The sequence below is a fragment of the Pseudooceanicola atlanticus genome, from assembly GCF_000768315.1.
GTDB classification, from domain to species: domain Bacteria; phylum Pseudomonadota; class Alphaproteobacteria; order Rhodobacterales; family Rhodobacteraceae; genus Pseudooceanicola; species Pseudooceanicola atlanticus.
This window is the reverse complement of the sequence record NZ_AQQX01000020.1, coordinates 1-19,560: the sequence shown is the minus strand read 5'-3', so window position 1 is coordinate 19,560 and position 19,560 is coordinate 1. Positions and strand designations below refer to the sequence as shown.

Genomic DNA, 19,560 nt, shown 5'->3' with positions numbered 1-19,560 from the left:
GACTATCCCTGTTTACCTTGACCTGGCAGGCCTGGGGAAGCGGCAGGGCTCTGACGGCCCGGGTTTTACCGCGAAAAAAGGGGGCGCCCGGCGGGCACCCCCTTATGGGTCTTAGGCTTCGACCCACCACTTGTAGTGATGCATCTCGAAGGTCGGATGCATCTCGGTGCCGTGCACGGTCGGCTTGTAGTGGCGGAAGAGCGAACGCCAGTAGGGCTGGATCATCACACCCTCGTCGAGCATGATTTGCTCGATCTTGGCCATGACTTCGCTGCGGGCCTCGGCGTCGTTGATCGCCAGTGCCTCGTCCAGCAGGCTGTCGAATTCCTCGTTCGCCATCGCGGTCTCGTTCCAGGCCACGCCGGACTTGTAGGCCAGCGCCAGGACCTGGACGCCCAGCGGACGCTGGTTCCACTCGGTCGCGGACCAGGGGTAGACCAGCCAGTCGTTCCAGAAGGTCGAACCGGGCAGGATCTTGCGTTCGATGTTGATGCCGGCATCGCGGATCTGCGCGGCCACGGCATCGCAGCTTTCGGTCTGCCACTGGTCGTCGATGGAGATCAGTTCGAACGTGGTGTCGGCATGGCCCGCATCCGCGATCATCTGCTTGGCCGCCGCCGGATCGACCGGGACCTTGGGGATCTCGGCGTATTCGGGGTGGATCGGGCAGACATGGTGGTGTTCGGCCACGGTGCCGTATCCGGCATAGCCCAGTTCGAGGATGACGGCCGGGTCGACGGCCATCTGCAGCGCCTTGCGGACATTGACGTCGGTGAAGGGCTCCTGGTCCTGGTTGAAACGGACGCAGAGCGTCGCGGCGGTCACCGCTTCGGACTTGACCCATTCCATGGCGTCCAGGACTTCGATGAATTCGCCGGTGGACTGGTAGGTCATGTCGACCTCGTCGGCATCGGCTGCGGCCACCCAGGCGGCCATGTCGGTGCCGAAGTCGATGAACTCGATCCGGTCCAGGTAGGCGCCTTCGCCCCACCACTCGTGGTCGGTGTTCTTGACCAGGACCTGGCGCACGCCGACCTCGTTGGTTTCGGGCATGAAGGGGCCGGTGCCGATCGGGTTCGCCGCCGGGTCACCGCCGTCATAGGAGGGGTGCAGCACCTGCGCCGGGTAATCGGCAAAGCCTGGAATGATCGTGATGTCGGGCGAGGAGGTCTTGAGGATGACGGTGTAATCGTCGGCCTTGGTGATGGCACCTTCGCGCGCCATGCCGGTTTCGTCGTCGATCAGCGAGGCCATGCGCGAGGCCATGGAGTTGCCTTCGACGTTCTTTTCGCACCAGCGGTTGAGGTTGAAGATCACGTCGTCCGCGGTGAAGGTGTCGCCGTTGTTCCAGGTCACGCCCTGACGAACGTTCAGCGTGTATTCGGTGGCGTCGTCATTGGCGGACCAGCTTTCCAGCAGGCGGCCTTCGAACGACCCGTCACGCTGGTATTCCACCAGGTATTCCAGCCACCCGCGCGAGAAGTTGGCCATCTGCGACCAGTCGTAGTTGCGGGGGTCCTTCAGGGCCTTGGTTTCCATCTGCACGCGCAGGGTGCCGCCCATCTGCGGCTCCATGTGGCTTTCGGCCTTGGCGGCTTCGATCCCGCCCATGGCGTAGATCGAGGTCGTCGCAACGCCAAGCGCCGATGCACGGGCGATGAATTCGCGGCGGCTGATCTTGCCGGTGCGATATTCGTCCGCATACATCTGGGCGGCCGGGTGCACGGCGTCCTTCTTGATATCGGTGTGGTGCGTCATCTTTAGCTCCCTGTGACACAGTTTTGTCTGTTGGTATGTGGTGCGGCGGTCCGGGCTGTCTCCCCGGTTCCATGCTTTTCGTTATTCGCAATAACATAGCGACCCAGAAAACCTCTGACGTCTAGGGCCGGTATCGGCAGTTCTTGGTCTGTTTGCGACATCTGCCGTAGTGAAAAACGACGCGCCCTTACTTTGCAACCCTGTTGAGTGGTATAGCAGATAGGAAAAAAGGCCGTATTCCCAAGAAATACGGCCTTTCGGGCAAATTTTGATCACGATAAATTTTTGCGGTCAGCCGCGGGCCTTCTGGCGCAGCGCCGACGGCGTCTGCTTCGTCTGGTTCTGGATGAAGCGCGTAAAATAGGCAGCCGAGGAGAAGCCCAGCATGTCCGCGATCAGCCGGATGGGCAGATCGCCGCTTTCTAGCATGTCCCGCGCCGCATAGAGAACCCGCTGCGTGATCAGGTCGGCGGCGGTCAGGCCGGCCGCCTGCCGGCAGGCGCGGCTCAGGTGGGTCGGGGTCACGCCGAGGGCCGCGGCGTAATCGGCCATCGGCTTGCCGGACCGGTAATCGCGTTCGACCAGGGTGCAGAAGGCGGCGGTCAGGCGTTCGGCGGCCGGAACCCGTGGATTGGGCTGGTTTTCCGCCTGGGCCAGGGTGCGGCGCATCCAGACCGTCAGCAGGCCGGCATGGGCGCGGGCGGCCTCGTCACCGAAGGCCCGGTGGGTTGATTGCTCGCGCTGCATGTTGTCGAGGATCGCGGTGACCTCGTTCTGGGCCATCACGTCACGCACCCGCATATGCTGCGGTTCGTTGGGCAGGATGCCGTTTTCATGCGAGGGCAGGTCGACCGCGATGCCATAGCATTGCTTGCCGAGGTCGAGGGACATCAGTGTGCCGGCGGGGATGTACAGACCGTTATGCGCGCCGATCCCGCGGCGCTTGCCGAGTATCGTTGCACGGCCCTGGCCGCGGGTCACCCAGAGGAAAAGATGAGACGCCCGAGCATGTTGCAGCTCCAGCCGCCAGGGGGCGCCCATGGTCATCTGACCGAAGGATCTGACACGTGCGGACGCAACCGACGCCTCGTGAGGCGATTGCGCAAGAATGTTCTGTAATTGCATGTTCGGCTCCCCAAAGTTTGTCTCAGCTTGGGCCCGATGTTCGATTTGGTAAATAGAGAAGTCGGGTTATCCACAGCTTCTCCCCAGAAAAGTGGCTTGCGGGATGCAATCTACAGGCAAACTGTGGATGGGTTGTGGACAAGTCGGGCCTGTGGGCGCGATTGCCGCTCAGCCGGAAACCTGTACCGGGGTCCAGGCCTTCATCCGGGCCCGAAACCAGGTCCGCTGCCTCTTGGCGAATTGCCGGGTGGCGATGGTCGCGGCTTCGCGGGCGGCGGGCAGGTCCATCTCTCCGCGCAGGTGGGCGATCAGCTCGGGCGCGCCGATGGCCTTGGCCGAGGGCAGGGAGGGGTCCCAGTGGGGCAGGTTTGCGCGGGCCTCGTCCAGTGCGCCCTGGGCCAGCATCGCGTCGAAGCGGCGTTCGATCCGCGGGGTCAGCCAGTCTTTCGGTGCGTCCAGCACCAGGGCAACCGCCTGTTCCAGCGGCAGAATTGGCGCCGGAGTGTCATCCTGCCAGGCAGACAGGGGCCGACCCGTGGCGCGCTGCACCTCCCAGGCGCGCTGCACGCGCATCGGGTTGGCCTGGTCGATCCGGGCCAGCGTGGCGGGGTCGATCTGGTCCAGCATGGCGGGCAGTCCAAGGGTCGTGCGGAGCGCGTCGCCTTCGGCCCGGATGGCGGCGGGGACGGGCGGGATTTCGGCCAGCCCTTCGGTCAGGGCCGTGAAATAGAGCCCCGTTCCGCCGACGATCACCGGGGCCTCGGGCAGGAGCGGTGCGACCTCTCGCAGCCATTCACCGACGGAATAGGCGTGGTCGGCGGGGATATGTCCGTAGAGGCGATGCGGCAGGGCGGCCTCATCCTCGGCCGACGGGCGGGCGGTGAGAATGCGCCAGTTTTCATAGACTTGGATCGCATCGGCATTGATGATGACCCGGTTCGAACGGGCCGCAATCTCCATCGCCAGGGCGGATTTTCCCGAAGCGGTCGGCCCGGCGATCAGCACGGGACGGTCGTCTGGCAGGTCGTTCGGGATCGCGTCGAGGAGCGTGTCAGGTCTCATGTCCGGGGCCCCGATGAGGTCATGAATAGGTCATTTCGCAGATGCGGATTTGTTGCATTGAAACGGGGACCGTTTTCGACGAAGTTGCCGCCAACCTATCCCCCCGACCGAACGGAGCGCAACATGGCCGACGATCAGCCCAAGACCACCTACAAGAGGGTGCTGCTGAAAATCTCAGGCGAGGCGCTGATGGGAGACCAGGGATTTGGCCTGAACCCGCCGACGGTGCAGCGCATCGCGCAGGAGGTCAAATCGGTCCACGACCTGGGCGTCGAGATCTGCATGGTGATCGGCGGGGGCAACATCTTCCGTGGTCTGGCCGGTTCGGCACAAGGTATGGAACGGACCACCGCCGATTACATGGGCATGCTGGCCACGGTGATGAACGCCCTGGCGATGCAATCGGCGCTGGAAGGGCTGGGCGTATTCACCCGGGTCGTCAGCGCGATCCCGATGGACCAGGTCTGCGAGCCGTATATCCGCCGCCGTGCCGTGCGGCACCTGGAAAAGAAGCGGGTCTGCATCTTTGCCGCCGGCACCGGCAACCCGTATTTCACCACCGACACGGCGGCAACTTTGCGTGCAAATGAAATGAGTTGCGAGGCGATCTTCAAGGGGACGAAGGTCGACGGCGTCTATGACAAGGACCCGATGAAGCACGATGATGCCGTACGCTATGACCGCGTCACCTATGACGAGGTTCTGGCAAAGCACCTGAACGTCATGGATGCCTCGGCCATCGCCTTGGCGCGGGACAATCGCAAGCCGATCATCGTCTTCTCGCTGGACGAGCCGGGCGGGTTCCGCGGCATCCTGGCCGGGCAGGGCACCTACACGCTTGTGAAGGATTGAGGTCGGGGAACAGACCCGTTCCTCTTTCGTCTGTGACACCACCGAACGGTGCGCTGGCCCTGGTGCAACGGGGGGAGCGACGTCGGACGTGCAAGTCCTTGGTTAACGGTGGTTTTCGCGGCGAAGTGGCACATCGGTATCACGTCGGTATTGCGTCGGTATCCGGTCGGTGCACGCGGCGGTGTGACCCCGGGTTAACGGGGCGGACGCGCAACGCCATGGGTGCAACGGGGTCCCGCCCGATCTGCCTTGCCATGGAGCCGGAGGCACGCCGCGCGCGCCGTGCGGCCCGACGCCCCGCCCTCCGTCCCGAAAGGTTCCGCGCCACGTCCCCGCATCGTGCCGTCGCCGGGCCAGGCGCCCCCCGCGGCCCGGCCGACAGGCCGGGTCGCAATCGCAGGGAATGCGCCGCAGGCGCGCCTTTGGATCACCTTCGGGGTGAAAGGACGCCTATACATCGTCCCGGACGTGGCTTAGAACCCATCTGACTTGAAGAAACACGGGGTGCCAAATGTCTGACGACTTCATGCTGGACACAGATGACCTGACCCGCCGGATGGATGGCGCGATGGCCAATCTGCGGACCGAATTTGCCTCTCTGCGCACCGGACGCGCCTCGGCCTCGATGCTGGAGCCGGTCCAGGTCGAAGCCTATGGCCAGATGACGCCGATCAACCAGGTCGGCACGGTCAACGTGCCCGAGCCGCGCATGGTCACCATCAATGTCTGGGACAAGGGTCTTGTCGGCAAGGTCGAGAAGGCGATCCGCGAAAGCGGGCTCGGCATCAACCCGCAGCTCAACGGCACGATCATCATGCTGCCGATCCCCGAGCTGAACGAGGAGCGTCGCCGCGAACTGGGCAAGGTCGCCGCGCAATATGCCGAAAGCGCCCGGGTCGCCATCCGCAACCTGCGCCGCGACGGCATGGACCAGATCAAGAAGGCCAAGGCCGACGGTCTGAGCGAGGATGACCAGCGCTTCTGGGAGGCCGAGGTGCAGGAATTGACCGACAAATACGTCAAGAAGGTCGACGCCGCGCTGGAGACCAAGCAGGAAGAGATCATGCAGGTCTGAGACCTTCGGGTCGCGGATCGGCGGGCGGAGGGGCCATGGCCGGGAAATCCGAAGACGCGTCGGCCCTGGGCGGGTCGGCAATGGCCGGGGCCACGCCGGGAGCGGCCCGCAAGGGGCCGCGTCATGTCGCCATCATCATGGACGGCAATGGTCGCTGGGCCACGATGCGTGGCCGGCCGCGGTTGTTCGGGCACCATGCCGGGGCCAAGCGCGTGCGCGAGATCGTCGAGGCCTGCCCGGGCCAGGGCGTTGAATACCTGACGATCTTTGGCTTTTCGACCGAGAACTGGAAACGCACCCAGATCGAGGTGGCCGGGCTGATGAGCCTGTTCCGCCGCTACATCCAGAAAGAGGCGCGCGCGCTGAAGGCCAACAATGTCCGCGTCCGGTTCATCGGCGACCGTCCGGGGCTGGACCGCAAGTTGCAGGCCCTGATGGACGAGCTGGAGGAGATGACAGAGGGCTGTGACGGCACCAATCTGACCATCGCGCTGAATTACGGTGGCCGGGACGAGGTCGCCCGGGCCACGCAGCGCCTGGCTGAGGATGTCGCCGCCGGCAAGCTGGACCCGGCGGACGTGGACGAGGAAACGCTGCCACGCTACCTCGACACAAGGGTGTTGCCCGACCCGGACCTGGTGATCCGCACCAGCGGGGAGGCGCGGATCTCGAATTTCCTGCTGTGGCAATCGGCCTATGCGGAATACGAGTTCATCGACACGCTCTGGCCGGATTTCACGGCCGCGGTCTTTGCCGGGTTGATCCGGAATTACGCGGGCCGCGACCGGCGGTATGGCGGAGTGAAGAGGTAGCCATGGCACGATCCTGGGAGGATTTGCGAGCGAGAGTGATCTCGGGCGTGGCGATGATCTGCATCGCCTTTTTCGTCTTCTGGGCCGGCGGGCACCTGTTGCGGATCGCCTTTGCCCTGGTGGCGGCGGGCATGGTCTGGGAACTGGTGCGCCTGCTGGCGCCCGAGGCGCAGAAATCGGCGTTGGCCATGGCCGGCGCGGCGGGTCTGGCCCTGCTGGGCACGATGTACCTGCCGTTGAGCCTGTCGCTGCCGCTGTTGCTGGCGCCTGCCATGGCCGGGCTGGCCTGGGTGCCGCATAACCGGTCGATCTACTTGAGTTTCACCGCCCTGATCCTGATTGCCGCCTTCGGCATGGTGCAGCTGCGCGAAAGCGCGGGGATGCTGTGGCTGCTGTGGCTGGTCCTGGTGGTCGTGGTGACCGATGTGGCCGGCTATTTCGCCGGACGTGCCATCGGGGGGCCGAAATTCTGGCCCCGTGTCAGCCCCAAGAAGACCTGGGCCGGCACGGTGGCGGGCTGGGTCGCGGCGGGGCTTCTGTCGCTGGTCTTCGTCACCTGGTACGGGGCGGGCTGGTCCTTGGTGGGCCTGTCCATCGCCGTTTCGATGGCGTCGCAGATGGGCGACATCGCCGAAAGCGCCATGAAGCGGAAGGTCGGGGCGAAGGACAGCTCTTCGCTGATCCCGGGGCATGGCGGATTGCTGGACCGGTTCGACGGGATGCTGGGCGGCGCGGTCTTTCTGCTGCTCGTCGGGCCCTGGGCCGGGCTGCCGGTGGCGGCCGTTCAATGACGCGGCGGGTCACGATCCTGGGCGCGACCGGGTCGATCGGGCAGAACACCATCGACCTGATCGCCCGCGATCAGGGGCGGTTTTCCGTCGTGGCTCTGACCGGCGGCCAGAACATCGCGCGGTTGGCCGCGGATGCCCGGGCCTTGCGGGCCGAACTGGCGGTGACGGCTGACCCGGCGCTGCTGGGGCCGCTGCGCGAGGCGCTGGCGGGATCGGATGTCGAGGCCGCAGCTGGGCCGGAGGCGCTGGTCGAGGCCGCGCGACGCCCGGCGGACTGGATCATGTCGGCCATTGTCGGCGCGGCGGGGCTGCAGCCCGGTCTGGCGGCGCTGGAACAGGGCACGGTGCTGGCGCTGGCCAACAAGGAAACGCTGGTCACGGCTGGGCCGCTGGTGATGCGCACGGCCGCGGCCCATGGCGCGACGATCCTGCCTGTGGACAGCGAACATTCCGCCGTCTTCCAGGCGATGCTGGGCGAGGACATGTCGAGCGTGGAGCGGATCATCCTGACCGCGAGCGGCGGCGCCTTCCGCGACTGGCCGCTGGAGCAGCTGCCTGAGGCGACCCTGGCCCAGGCCTCGACCCATCCGAACTGGGACATGGGGCAGCGGATCACGATCGACAGTGCCTCCATGTTTAATAAAGCGCTGGAAGTCATTGAGGCCAAGGAGTTTTTCGATATCGCGCCGGAGCGGATCGAGGTGCTGATCCACCCCGAGAGCATGATCCATGCCGTGGTCGGCCATATCGACGGCGGCATGCTGGCGCATCTGGGCGCGCCGGACATGCGCCACGCGATCGGCTATGCGCTGAATCATCCGGAGCGGGCCCCGCTGCCGGTGGAACGGCTGGAGCTGGCCAAGCTGGGGCAGCTGACCTTCCGCGCGCCGGACCCCGCGCGATATCCGGCGCTGGACCTGGCGCGGCAGGTCATGGCGCGGGGCGGATTGTCGGGCGCGGTGTTCAACGCGGCCAAGGAAAAGGCTCTGGATCTCTTCATCGCGGGGCAGGTGCGGTTCACGGAAATGGCTGACCTGGTCAAATTCGCGTTGGATCAGGCAGATACCCATTCCGGCCTTATTGATGCCGAGATTAGCCTTGATAACATACTCAAAGCAGACCATTTCGCACGGTGTCAGGCCGAAGCGGCGATGGCACAGAGGCAGAGGTAGATTTTACTGATGGATTTCATTCCGCAATTCGGCAGCCTGTTCCAGATCCTTCTGGCCTTTGTCGTCGCCCTTTCGATCATCGTCGCTATCCACGAATACGGACATTATATCATCGGACGCCTGTCTGGCATTCGGGCGGAGGTGTTTTCGCTGGGGTTCGGGCCGGTCCTGTTCAGCCGGGTCGACAAGCACGGCACGCGCTGGCAACTGGCGGCGCTGCCCTTTGGCGGATACGTGAAGTTCCTGGGTGACAGCGACGCGGCCTCGGGGCGGGACGGCGATGCCGTGCGCGGCATGAGCGAGGAAGACCGGCGCATGACCATGCATGGCGCGCCGCTCTGGGCGCGGACGGCGACCGTGGCGGCAGGGCCTGTCTTCAACTTCATCCTGTCGATCCTCGTCTTCGGCGCGCTGTTCTTCCTGCAGGGCGAGGTCGCGCGCCCGCTGACCGTGGAAAAGATGCGCCCGTTGCCCGCAGAGGTCGCGGCGCTGGAGCCGGGCGACCGTCTGCTGGAAATCGCCGGCATCCCGGTGCCCGACAGCGAGGACAGCGACGGGTTCGACGCGCTGAACGATGCGCTGCCGCTGGAGCCGGTGCTGGATTACACCGTGCTGCGCGACGACCGCGAACAGGTGGTGCAGGGGCCTTATCCCTATCCGCCGCTGGTGACTCAGCTTGCGCCGAACTCGGCCGCCTATGACATCGGCATGGAGGTCGGCGACGTGATCCGCGTGGTCGATGGCGACGAGATTTTCGCCTTTGACCAGCTGAAGGAGCGGGTCGAGGGGTCGGATGGCCGGGTCCTGGCGCTGAAGGTCTGGCGCGAGGGCCAGCCGGAGCTGCTGGATTTCGCGCTGGCGCCCCGCCGGGTGGACGAGCCCAAGCCCGAAGGCGGGTTCCGCACCGAATGGCGCATCGGCATTGCCGGCGGCATGGCGTTCGAACCCGCGACAGAGCGGATGGGCCCGCTGGCCGCGGTCGGCAATGGCGTGACCCAGACCTGGCGGATCGCCGAAAGCTCGATCTCGGGGCTGTGGCACATGATCACCGGGGCGATCAGCACCTGCAACATGACCGGCCCGATCGGCATCGCACAGACCTCGGGCGCGATGGCGAGCCAGGGGGCGGTGAGCTTCATCTGGTTCGTGGCGGCGCTGTCGACGGCCGTGGGCCTGCTGAACCTGTTCCCGATCCCGGTGCTGGATGGCGGCCACCTTGTGTTCTTCGGCTATGAGGCCGTGGTCGGGCGCCCGCCGTCGGACAACGCGTTGCGCATCCTGATGGGGGCAGGGCTGACCCTGATCCTGTCGGTGATGATATTCGCGCTGACCAACGACGTCTTCTGCCCCTGACGTGCAGACCCTGCGCTAAATCGCAGGTTGAGCGGAGGTCTGCCGAAACAGCCTTGTCGGGCAGGGGTCCGGCAGGCGGGTTTCCGCTACGTCAACCATCGCCTTGAAAATGTCACATTCTGAGACGGGTTTCCGCCATATTTCAGTAGGACATTCTTCACTGATGGACCATGACCGGCACCAGGCCGGCCAAGACGAGAAGGCACGAATACAATGCAGATGATCCAAAATGGTTACACGGGCATGTCGTTGCTGGTCGACTTGAACAAGGATCGGCTGTTTACCGTGGGTACGATCGCACTGGCGCTGGCCGGCGGTGCGTGGCTCGGGTCCCTGCTGGGCTGAGGCCCTTTCTTCGCGATTTCACAAATCCCCCAGGCCGTGGCAGCGGCCGACCTCGGGATCGGTTCAGGCAGTCATAACGAAACCGATCCGCAACCTGGCAGATGCGCGTCCCAAGGGCCGCGCATTTTTTCTTTGTCATGGTTTTTTCTGGTCGGGTGGGTTTTCTGGTCTGGCGGGACCGCCGCGCGCTCCTGCCGGAGCGACGCCCCGCCCGCCCTCCCGGATGGTCTGGCCAACCCTTTGAAATCGTCTTTTGACGCAAGGTCAGCCGGGCGGCGCTGAATGGCCCTTTAAGATGTCCTGCACGGGGCGGGGGCGTGACCCGGGGGCCGCGGTATCGCGGGTTTGCCGTGAAAGCGGGCGAGTTGATTTTGACAAGGTCGGAGTGACGGGTTACTCACGTTCCAAATAGGGATGTCTGCCAGGTCTGCTCAATGAATAATTACAAGCGAAACGGGGCTGTCACCTCGTCGCGTCGGAAGCCCGCCCTGCGTACCGCAATGGTGGCTGCGCTATTAGCGGGAACGACGCTGGTCACCGCGCCGGATATGGCGTTTTCACAGAGCTATCGGTTCAATTCCGTCCAGGTGGACGGCAATGCGCGAATCGAGACCGGGACGATCCTGTCCTATGCCGGTATCGCACGCGGGCAGAGCGTGTCGGCGGCCGAGTTGAACGACGCCTACCAGCGCATCGTCGCGTCGGGCCTGTTCGAGACCGTCGAGATCGTGCCCCGTGGCGGCACGCTGGTCATCAATGTCGTCGAATATCCGACGGTGAACCGGATCCGGTTCGAGGGGAATCGCCGCCTGAAGGATGACGCGCTGTCGGCTATCGTGCAGCAGCAGCCGCGCCTTGTCTTTTCGCCGACCAAGGCGGAGCAGGATGCCGCGGCCATCGCCCAGGCCTATGCCGAGCAGGGCCGCCTGTCGGCCCGTGTCACGCCGCGGATCATCCGCCGGTCGGACAACCGCGTCGACCTGGTCTTCGAGATCTTCGAGGGCCGCAATTCCGAGATCAACCGCATCGGCATCGTCGGCAACAACGTCTATTCCGACCGCCGCCTGCGCCGCGTTCTGGAAAGCAAGCAGGCCGGTCTGCTGCGTCAGCTGATCCGCCGCGACACCTTTGTCGAGGACCGGCTGCAATTCGACCAGCAGGTGCTGCGCGATTTCTACCTGTCGCGGGGCTATATCGATTTCCGCACCACCGCCGTGAATTCCGAGCTGGCGCGCGAACGGGACGGGTATTTCATCACGTTCAACGTGCAGGAAGGCCAGCAGTTCAAGTTCGGCAACGTGACGGTCGTCAGCGAATATCCCGAGGCGGATGCTGCCGTTTACGAGAGCGTGCTGAAACTGCGCCCAGGCGTCGTCTATTCGCCCTCGCTGGTGGAGAACGCGATTGCCCGGATGGAAACCCTGGCGCTGCGCGAGGGGCTGGATTTCCTGCGGGTCGAGCCGCAGATCACCCGCAATGACCGCGACCTGACGCTGGATGTGGAATTTGTCCTGACCAAGGGCCCGCGCATCTTTGTCGAGCGGATCGACGTGGAGGGGAACACCACCACGCTGGACCGCGTCGTGCGCAACCAGTTCCGCGTGGTCGAGGGCGACCCGTTCAACCCGCGCCAGATCCGCGAGGCGGCGGAACGTATCCGTGCGCTTGGTTTCTTCGAGAATGCGGCGGTGAATGCGCGCGAAGGCTCGTCCCCCGACCAGGTGGTCGTGGATGTGGACGTGCAGGAAAAGCCCACCGGGTCGCTGTCCTTCGGTGGCACCTATTCGACCAATTCGGGCTTTGGCCTGGCGGTGTCGTTCAGCGAGACCAACTTCCTGGGCCGTGGCCAGGCGGTGCAGCTGACCCTGTCCGGGGCCAGCAGCAACCGGACCTATGGCCTGCAGTTCCGCGAGCCGGCCTTCCTGGGGCGCGATGTGACCTTCGATTTCGACCTCGGCTATTCCGAGACGGAGACGGACAACGCACCTTACGACACCAATGGCGGGCGGTTCGGCCTGGGCCTGACCTTCCCGCTGGCAGAGCGGTCGCGCCTGAATCTGCGCTACACGCTGGAAATGTCCGAGATGGTGACGGCCGTGGCCAACCCGGTGACCGGCAACGTGGTGCAGGCGGATATCGCGCAGGGCCGCGTCTGGGCCAATTCGCTGGGCTACAGCTATACCTATGACAGCCGCACCTCGGGCCTGGACCCGAACAAGGGGTTCCTGTTCGAGTTCGGACAGGATTATGCCGGGCTGGGTGGCAATACCAGCTACATCAAGACCGAGGCCCGCGCCGTGGCGCAGACCCGCATCCTGAACGAGGAAGTGACGCTGCGCGCCTCGGTTCGCGGGGCGATGCTGAACTACACCAAGGGCCGCAGCCGTACGATCGACCGGTTCGCGCTGCTGGAAGACGATATTCGCGGCTTCACGCCGGACGGGATCGGGCCGCGCGACATCTCCAACGGGGCCAACACCGCGCTTGGCGGGAACATGGTCGCAGTGGCGAGCTTCGAGGCGGAATTCCCGCTGGGCCTGCCGGAGGAGTACGGCATTTCGGGCGGTGCGTTCTACGACATCTCCAGCGTGTGGGATGTGGGCGCTTCGACCGGGATCCCCGGGGCGAACGTCATCGGTAACAACATGTCGGCGCGGCACGTGATCGGCCTGTCGATCTTCTGGGACACGCCGATCGGCCCGCTGCGGTTCAACTTCTCCAAGGCGCTGAGAAAACAATCCTTCGATGACGAACAGGTCTTCAACCTTTCGATCCGCTCGGAATTCTGAGATCGCCCGGTTCCTGCCGCTTAGTGGGGCCCTGCCGCTGAGCGGGGCCCGGCGCCTGTCGGGCCGCGCGGTCCTGCTGGGCCTGGGCCTTGTGGCCGGCCTGGGCATGGCGCAGGCGCAGGAGACCGGCACGCCGGCCCAGCCGCCTGTGGCGCCTTCGGGTGATGCCGCGCCGAGCGCCGGCCTGCGCCCGGTCTCCAGCCCGATCCTGACCCTCGACAGCGAGGAATTGCTGACCCGCTCTGCGGCGGGCCAGGCGCTGGATGCGGAGCTGGCCGAGCGCAGCGCCGAACTGGCCGCAGAGAACCGTCGGATCGAGGCGCAATTGTCCGAGGAAGAGCGCGACCTGACGGACCGCCGGCCGGACATGACGCCCGAGGATTTCCGGGCCGAGGCGCGGGCCTTCGACGAGAAGGTGCAGCAGATCCGGACCGAACAGGATGCGAAACTGCGTGCGCTTCAGGATCAGAGCAATTCGGCCCGCCGGGATATCCTGCGGGCGGCCAACCCGGTGCTGGTGCAGATCATGCGCGAGGCCGGGGCAGCGGTGATCATGGAGCGGGTGAACGTTCTGGCCTCGCTCGAGACGATCGACATCACCGCGCTGGCGGTGCAGCGGCTGGATGCGGCGATGGATGCCGAGGCCGCGCTGGAGCGGATCGCGCCGGGCGGTCTGGATCTGGGCGTGCAGGACGTGCCGCTGGTGACCGACAGCCTGCCGGAGGATGCCATGCCCGCACCGGTCCTGCCGCCTTCGCCCAATGTGCCCACGGACAGCCCCGCAGAGGCCCCGCCGGCCACGGAGGGGCAGGGCGCCGATTGAGCTGCCCGGACCCGCTGTGGCTTGCCCCGTCGGGGGGGAGTTGCTAGGGACCATGCGACAGCCGCCCTGGGTTTGCCGGGGCCGTGCGTGCCCAAGACCAGGTCAAGACGAGGACGGCCCATGAGCGACACCCTGAAAAGCGCAGATATCGACCGGATCCAGCGGATCATTCCGCACCGCTATCCGTTCCTGCTGGTCGACAAGGTGGTGGATATCGACGGCTACCAGACCGCCGTCGGGATCAAGAACGTCACCATGAACGAGCCGCATTTCCAGGGCCATTTCCCGGGTAAGCCGATCATGCCGGGCGTCACCATCGTCGAGGCGATGGCGCAGACCGCCGCGGTCATGGTGGGCGTCGATCTGGGCATGGAGGACCGCAACATGCTGGTCTATTTCATGGCGATCGAAAGCTGCAAGTTCCGCCGCATGGTGGTGCCGGGCGATCAGCTGCGCATGTCGCTGACGACGCTGCGCGGCAAGCCGGGCGGCAAGGTCTGGAAATTCAAGGGCGTGGCAGAGGTCGATGGCGAGATGGCCTGCGAGGCCGAATTCACCGCCATGATGGACCTGCCCAAGGAGTGATGCATGGCGATTGACCCGGACGCGCAGGTTCACCCCTCGGCGGTGATCGAGGAGGGCGCCGTGATCGGCGCCGGGGCCAGGATCGGTCCGTTCTGCCATGTCGGTCCCAAGGCGGTGCTGGCCTCGGGCGTGGAGCTGATGAGCCACGTGGTCGTGCAGGGCGTGACCGAGATCGGGGAGGACACGCTGGTGCATCCCTTCACCGTTCTGGGGGGCATTCCGCAGGACCTGAAGTTCAAGGGCGAGGAAACCCGCCTGACCATCGGCAAGCGCAACCGGATCCGGGAACACGTGACGATGAATACCGGCACCGAGGGCGGTGGCGGGCTGACCTCGGTCGGGGATGACGGGCTGTTCATGGCGGGCTGCCACGTGGCCCATGATTGCCATGTCGGGAACCATGTCATCATCGTCAACAATGCCGCGCTGGCCGGCCATTGCATCATCGAGGACGAGGTCATCATCGGCGGGCTGTCGGGCGTGCACCAATGGGTACGCATCGGGCGGGGCGCGATCATCGGCGCCGTCACCATGGTGACCAACGACGTGATCCCGCACGGGCTGGTGCAGGCCCCGCGCGGGCATCTGGACGGGCTGAACCTGGTCGGGCTGAAGCGGCGGGGCGTAGCCCGCTCCGACATCACCGCCTTGCGCGCCGCGTTCCAGATGCTGGCCCAGGGCGAGGGCGCCTTCCAGGATCGCGCGCGTCGCCTGGGCGAGGAAACCGAGAGCGATTACGTCCGCGATATCGTGCGTTTCATCACCGCGGAATCCGACCGGTCTTTCCTGACGCCCGGCAAGACGGTCTGAGATGACCGGTCGGCTGGGGATCATTGCCGGGTCCGGCGGGCTGCCTGCCGCGCTGGCCGCGGCCGCACCCGAAGCGCATTGCATCGCCTTCGAGGGCGCGGAGGTCGCGCTGGACGAGGACCGGCTGGACCGGCACCGGATCGAACGGCTGGGCGGTGTCTTTGCCGCGTTGAAGGAGGCCGGGGTGGACCGGGTGGTCATGGCCGGGGCGATGTCGCGCCCCAGTTTCGATCCGACCGCCATGGATGCCGAGATGATGGCGCTGATGCCGCGCCTCGCGCCGGCGTTGCAGGGGGGCGACGATGCGCTGCTGCGGCTGGTGATCGCGATTTTCGAGGAACAGGGCTTTGCCGTGATTGGCGCCCATGACCTGCTGCCCGACCTGACCGCGCGCCCCGGGCCGCTTGCCGGGCCGGAGCCGACGGCGGCGGCGCGTGACGATATCGCCCGCGCCCGGGCCATCCTGGGGGCGCTGGCGCCGGTGGATGTGGGGCAGGGCTGCGTCGTGGCCGGGGGCCTGTGCCTGGGGATCGAGACGTTGCAGGGCACCGATGCCCTGCTGCGCTTTGTCGGGGCCACGCCCGGGGCTTTGCGCGGCGATCGGCGCGGGGTGCTGGTGAAGCGGCCCAAGGACGGCCAGGATCTGCGCGTCGACATGCCGGCCATCGGGCCCGCGACGGTTCAGGCCGCCGCCGAGGCCGGGCTCGAGGGCATCGCGATCGAGGCAGGCCGCGTGCTGCTGATCGACCGGCCCGCCCTGGTCGAGGCCTGCGAGGCGACGGGCCTCTTTCTGCTGGCCGAGGCCGTCTGATGCGGGTCTTCCTGGTCGCCGGGGAGCCATCGGGCGATGCCCTGGGCCAGGCGCTGATGGCGGGGCTGAAGGCCGAGGCGCCGGGCGTCGATTTCATGGGGATCGGCGGGCCGCGCATGTGCGCCGAGGGGATGGAAAGCCTGTTTCCGATGGACGAACTGTCGGTGATGGGGCTGGTTGAGATCCTGCCCAAGTATTTCCACCTCAAGCGTCGGATCCGCGAAACCGCCGAGGCGGTGATCGCCGCGAAGCCGGACGTGCTGATCACCATCGACAGCCCGGATTTCTCACTGCGGGTGGCCAGGCTGGTCAAGGCGGGGTCGGATATTCGCACGGTGCATTACGTGGCGCCCACGGTCTGGGCCTGGCGGCCGGGACGGGCGGCCAAGATGGCGGCGATGATCGACCACGTGCTGGCGCTGTTCCCGTTCGAGCCGCCGCTGATGCAGGCCCACGGGATGGAGTGCGATTTCGTTGGCCATCCGATCGCGACCGAGGCGCAGGCGAGCGAGGCCGAGGCCGCGCAGTTCCGTCTGTCGCAAGGGATCGGCGACGCGCCGATGCTGCTGCTGCTGCCCGGATCGCGGCGGGGCGAGGTCGGGCGCATGGCCCCCGTTCTGGGCGAGACGCTGCGCCAGATGACCGAGGCGCGGCCCGATCTGCGGGCGGTGTTGCCGATGGCGGGGCCGGTGGCGGGACTGGTGACCGAAATGGTGGCGGGCTGGCCGGTGAAGCCTATCCTGCTGGACCCGCGCGAGGGCGGGGAGGCGCAGAAACGCGCGGCCTTCCGTGCGGCGGACGTGGCGATTGCGGCTTCGGGGACTGTGTCGCTGGAACTGGCGGCGTCGCGGACGCCCATGGTGATCGGCTATGACATGGCGCCGCTGACCCGGATGATCATGTCGCGGATGCTCATCACGGATACGGTGACGCTGGTTAACCACGTGGCCGAAAGCCGGACGGTGCCGGAATTCCTCGGCAAGCAATGCCGCCCCGACCTGCTGAGCGCTGCCGCCCTGTCGGTGCTGGACGCGCCGGGCGCGCAGTTGCGCGCGATGGAGCTGACGATGGAACGGCTGGGCGAGGGGGGCGATCCGCCCGGCCTGCGGGCGGCACGGGCGGTCTTGGCACGATTGTAGGTCTTGGGTCCGGCGGTCTTGGGCGCGGGCCCAAGAGGGCCGGTTTCAGCCGGTCCAGCGCCCCTCAGGCGCCTTTCCAGATCCAGCCACCGCCGAGGATGCGGCTGCCGCCGGTTTCGTAGAAGACGCAGGCCTGACCGGGGGACACGCCTTCTTCGGGTGTCAGCAGTTCGACCGTTGCCTCGGTGGCGGAGATCGGTCGGATGATCGCCTCCCGCGGGGGGCGGGTGGAGCGGACCTTGACCGAAACATGACGTTCGGCCTCGTCGGTGAAGGCACCGTCGCCCAGCCAGTTGATCTCGCGCACGGGGACCTGGCGGGTGGCCAGCAACTCCTTGGGGCCGACGATGACCTGACGGTTGTCGACGTCCAGCTTGACCACGTAGAGAGGATCGGCCAGCCCGCCGATGCCCAGGCCGCGCCGCTGGCCGATCGTGTAGTGGATCACGCCGTCATGGGTGCCCAGCACGTTACCGTCGACATCGACGATATTGCCCGCCTCGGCCGCGCCGGGGCGCAGTTTCTCGATCACGCTGGCATAGTTGCCATTGGGCACGAAGCAGATGTCCTGGCTGTCGGGCTTGTCGGCCACCGGCAGGCCATAGCGCGCCGCCAGCTTCCGCGTCTCGTCCTTGGAGGGCAGGTGGCCCAGCGGGAAGCGCAGGAAATCCAGCTGTTCCGGCGTGGTGGAGAAGAGGAAATAGCTCTGGTCGCGATTGGTGTCGGCGGCGGAGTGCAGCTCGGGCCCGTGGGTGCCGAGCTTGCGCTGAATGTAATGCCCGGTGGCCATGCAATCGGCGTCGAGGTCGCGCGCGGTTTCCAGCAGATCCTTGAACTTCACCCGTTCATTGCAGCGGATGCAGGGCACGGGCGTCGCACCGGCGAGATAGCTGTCGGCAAACTCGTCGATCACCGCGTCCTTGAAGATGTTCTCGTAATCCAGGACGTAATGCGGGAATCCCATCTCCTCGGCAACGCGGCGGGCATCGTGGATGTCGATGCCGGCGCAGCAGGCGCCCTTCTTGGCCAGCGCGGCGCCGTGGTCGTAAAGCTGGAGGGTAACGCCGACGACGTCATAGCCTTCCTCGGCCAGCTTTGCCGCGACGACGGAGCTGTCGACGCCGCCCGACATCGCCACCACGACCCGCGTTTCCGCGGGGGGCTTGGCGAATCCGAGAGAGTTCAAACCAGTAGTGTGATCCAGAGCCATGGCAGGGCCCTCCGACCTGTTTCGAGTGAAGTGTAGACCAATAAAGAAAAATCCGAGGCAATAACAGCCCGCGATTTCACCCCCCGTTAAGCCCGAGCGGCAAAAGATGCCTCGTTACGACAAGGGTTCACGAGCGATGTATCTTAAGAAAGTTCCCGGGCCAAGGGCCGTTACCCTGCCGGATGGGACGATCATGACCCGGGCGGATCTGCCGCCCGCAGAAACCCGCCGATGGGTGGCGTCGCGCAAGGCGGCGGTGGTCAAGGGCGTCCTGAACGGATTAATCACGCAAGAAGAAGCACTTGAGCGCTATGCCTTAAGCGAGGACGAGTTCCGGGAATGGGTCTGGGCGGTCTCGCGGCACGGCGAAGAAGCGCTGAAAGCCACCTCAGTCCAAAAGTTTCGGCAAAGCTGACACATTTAGAACAACTTTGGGTTGTTGGGTTTTTCTGCTACAAGGTAATCGGTCGTTAACCATTTATGGCCAATGTATCGTAACGAATAATCACTTAACGGAGAGATCGGTTATGCGCGTGCTGCTCGTCGAAGACGATCCAACCACCTCGAAAAGCATCGAGCTGATGCTGACCCATGCCAACCTGAACGTCTACACGACCGACCTTGGGGAGGAGGGAATCGATCTTGCGAAGCTGTACGACTACGACCTGATCCTTCTGGACCTCGGTCTGCCCGACATGAACGGGCACGAAGTGCTGCGCCAACTGCGCCTGTCGCGCATCGACACGCCGATCCTGATCCTCTCCGGTGCCGATGACACGGAAAACAAGATCCGCGGCTTCGGCTTCGGTGCCGACGATTACATGACCAAGCCCTTCCACCGGGAAGAGCTGGTGGCGCGGATCCACGCGATCATCCGACGCTCCAAGGGCCATTCGCAGTCGATCATCAATACCGGCCGCATCTCCGTGAACCTCGATGCCAAGACGGTGGAGGCGGATGGCAAATCCGTGCACCTGACGGGCAAGGAATACCAGATGTGACCTGCCCCCTGTTGGTCCCTCGTTCATAATGAGAGTCTGCAGGTTGG

General features: G+C 65.5%; 18 protein-coding genes and 1 pseudogene. 15 read left to right on the top strand and 4 right to left on the bottom strand.

Translation table 11 applies throughout. The features are described from left to right. Positions 1–111 precede the first annotated feature (111 nt). The 3 genes from ATO9_RS21415 to miaA form a co-directional block, all read right to left on the bottom strand. Entirely contained in the window at positions 112–1,758 is a 1,647-nt protein-coding gene (locus ATO9_RS21415; RefSeq protein WP_043754353.1) for an ABC transporter substrate-binding protein, read from the bottom strand. 291 nt (positions 1,759–2,049) lie between these two features. Next, positions 2,050–2,883, bottom strand: a complete 834-nt coding sequence (locus tag ATO9_RS21410) for a helix-turn-helix transcriptional regulator (protein ID WP_043754352.1) — start codon at positions 2,881–2,883, stop codon at positions 2,050–2,052. A gap of 168 nt (positions 2,884–3,051) precedes the next feature. Beyond that, complete coding sequence (miaA, locus tag ATO9_RS21405; protein WP_043754350.1) at positions 3,052–3,945, bottom strand: tRNA (adenosine(37)-N6)-dimethylallyltransferase MiaA; 894 nt, start codon at positions 3,943–3,945, stop codon at positions 3,052–3,054. 123 nt (positions 3,946–4,068) lie between these two features. Here miaA and pyrH point away from each other — a divergent pair, with 123 nt between their 5' ends. The 13 genes from pyrH (at position 4,069) to lpxB (ending at position 17,302) form a co-directional block, all read left to right on the top strand. Further along, a complete protein-coding gene (pyrH, locus tag ATO9_RS21400; protein WP_043754348.1) occupies positions 4,069–4,797 on the top strand; it encodes a UMP kinase in 729 nt (242 codons plus the stop codon). A gap of 511 nt (positions 4,798–5,308) precedes the next feature. Continuing rightward, entirely contained in the window at positions 5,309–5,872 is a 564-nt protein-coding gene (gene frr / locus ATO9_RS21390; RefSeq protein WP_043754343.1) for a ribosome recycling factor, read from the top strand. A gap of 80 nt (positions 5,873–5,952) precedes the next feature. Continuing rightward, complete coding sequence (gene uppS, locus ATO9_RS21385) at positions 5,953–6,684, top strand: polyprenyl diphosphate synthase (RefSeq protein WP_043754401.1); 732 nt, start codon at positions 5,953–5,955, stop codon at positions 6,682–6,684. A gap of 2 nt (positions 6,685–6,686) precedes the next feature. Further along, on the top strand, positions 6,687–7,475 hold the full coding sequence (locus ATO9_RS21380; RefSeq protein ID WP_043754341.1) for a phosphatidate cytidylyltransferase: 789 nt from the start codon (positions 6,687–6,689) through the stop codon (positions 7,473–7,475). Further along, positions 7,472–8,647 (top strand): 1-deoxy-D-xylulose-5-phosphate reductoisomerase, encoded by a 1,176-nt coding sequence (gene dxr, locus ATO9_RS21375; RefSeq protein ID WP_043754338.1) that lies wholly within the window; start codon positions 7,472–7,474, stop codon positions 8,645–8,647. Before ATO9_RS21380 ends, dxr begins: the two co-directional genes overlap by 4 nt. Positions 8,648–8,656: 9 nt before the next feature. Continuing rightward, on the top strand, positions 8,657–10,000 hold the full coding sequence (gene rseP, locus ATO9_RS21370; protein WP_043754333.1) for an RIP metalloprotease RseP: 1,344 nt from the start codon (positions 8,657–8,659) through the stop codon (positions 9,998–10,000). 219 nt (positions 10,001–10,219) lie between these two features. Then, positions 10,220–10,345 carry a hypothetical protein gene (locus ATO9_RS24960; protein ID WP_272945767.1) on the top strand — a complete coding sequence of 42 codons (126 nt, stop codon included), beginning with the start codon at positions 10,220–10,222 and terminating at the stop codon, positions 10,343–10,345. A 434-nt stretch (positions 10,346–10,779) separates the two neighbouring features. Further along, on the top strand, positions 10,780–13,134 hold the full coding sequence (gene bamA, locus ATO9_RS21365) for an outer membrane protein assembly factor BamA (protein WP_043754330.1): 2,355 nt from the start codon (positions 10,780–10,782) through the stop codon (positions 13,132–13,134). Beyond that, positions 13,091–13,957 (top strand): OmpH family outer membrane protein, encoded by an 867-nt coding sequence (locus ATO9_RS23700; RefSeq protein WP_052418516.1) that lies wholly within the window; start codon positions 13,091–13,093, stop codon positions 13,955–13,957. The genes bamA and ATO9_RS23700 overlap by 44 nt, the downstream gene beginning before the upstream one ends. A gap of 120 nt (positions 13,958–14,077) precedes the next feature. Then, entirely contained in the window at positions 14,078–14,542 is a 465-nt protein-coding gene (gene fabZ, locus ATO9_RS21355; RefSeq protein ID WP_043754327.1) for a 3-hydroxyacyl-ACP dehydratase FabZ, read from the top strand. Positions 14,543–14,545: 3 nt separating this feature from the next. Further along, complete coding sequence (gene lpxA / locus ATO9_RS21350; protein WP_043754324.1) at positions 14,546–15,352, top strand: acyl-ACP--UDP-N-acetylglucosamine O-acyltransferase; 807 nt, start codon at positions 14,546–14,548, stop codon at positions 15,350–15,352. A 1-nt stretch (position 15,353) separates the two neighbouring features. Further along, the gene (locus ATO9_RS21345; RefSeq protein WP_043754321.1) at positions 15,354–16,163 is read left to right on the top strand and encodes an LpxI family protein; all 810 of its coding nucleotides are present in this window, start codon (positions 15,354–15,356) and stop codon (positions 16,161–16,163) included. Continuing rightward, complete coding sequence (lpxB, locus tag ATO9_RS21340; protein WP_043754318.1) at positions 16,163–17,302, top strand: lipid-A-disaccharide synthase; 1,140 nt, start codon at positions 16,163–16,165, stop codon at positions 17,300–17,302. Before ATO9_RS21345 ends, lpxB begins: the two co-directional genes overlap by 1 nt. A gap of 64 nt (positions 17,303–17,366) precedes the next feature. Here the strand turns inward: lpxB and mnmA are convergent, their stop codons facing one another. Then, on the bottom strand, positions 17,367–18,512 hold the full coding sequence (mnmA, locus tag ATO9_RS21335) for a tRNA 2-thiouridine(34) synthase MnmA (RefSeq protein WP_043754316.1): 1,146 nt from the start codon (positions 18,510–18,512) through the stop codon (positions 17,367–17,369). A 136-nt stretch (positions 18,513–18,648) separates the two neighbouring features. Here mnmA and sciP point away from each other — a divergent pair, with 136 nt between their 5' ends. Beyond that, positions 18,649–18,927, top strand: coding sequence for a CtrA inhibitor SciP (gene sciP / locus ATO9_RS21330; protein ID WP_043754313.1), 279 nt, complete (start codon positions 18,649–18,651; stop codon positions 18,925–18,927). A gap of 112 nt (positions 18,928–19,039) precedes the next feature. Next, positions 19,040–19,510 (top strand): annotated as a pseudogene (locus ATO9_RS21325) (response regulator); the annotation flags it as partial. Between the last annotated feature and the right edge of the window lie 50 nt (positions 19,511–19,560).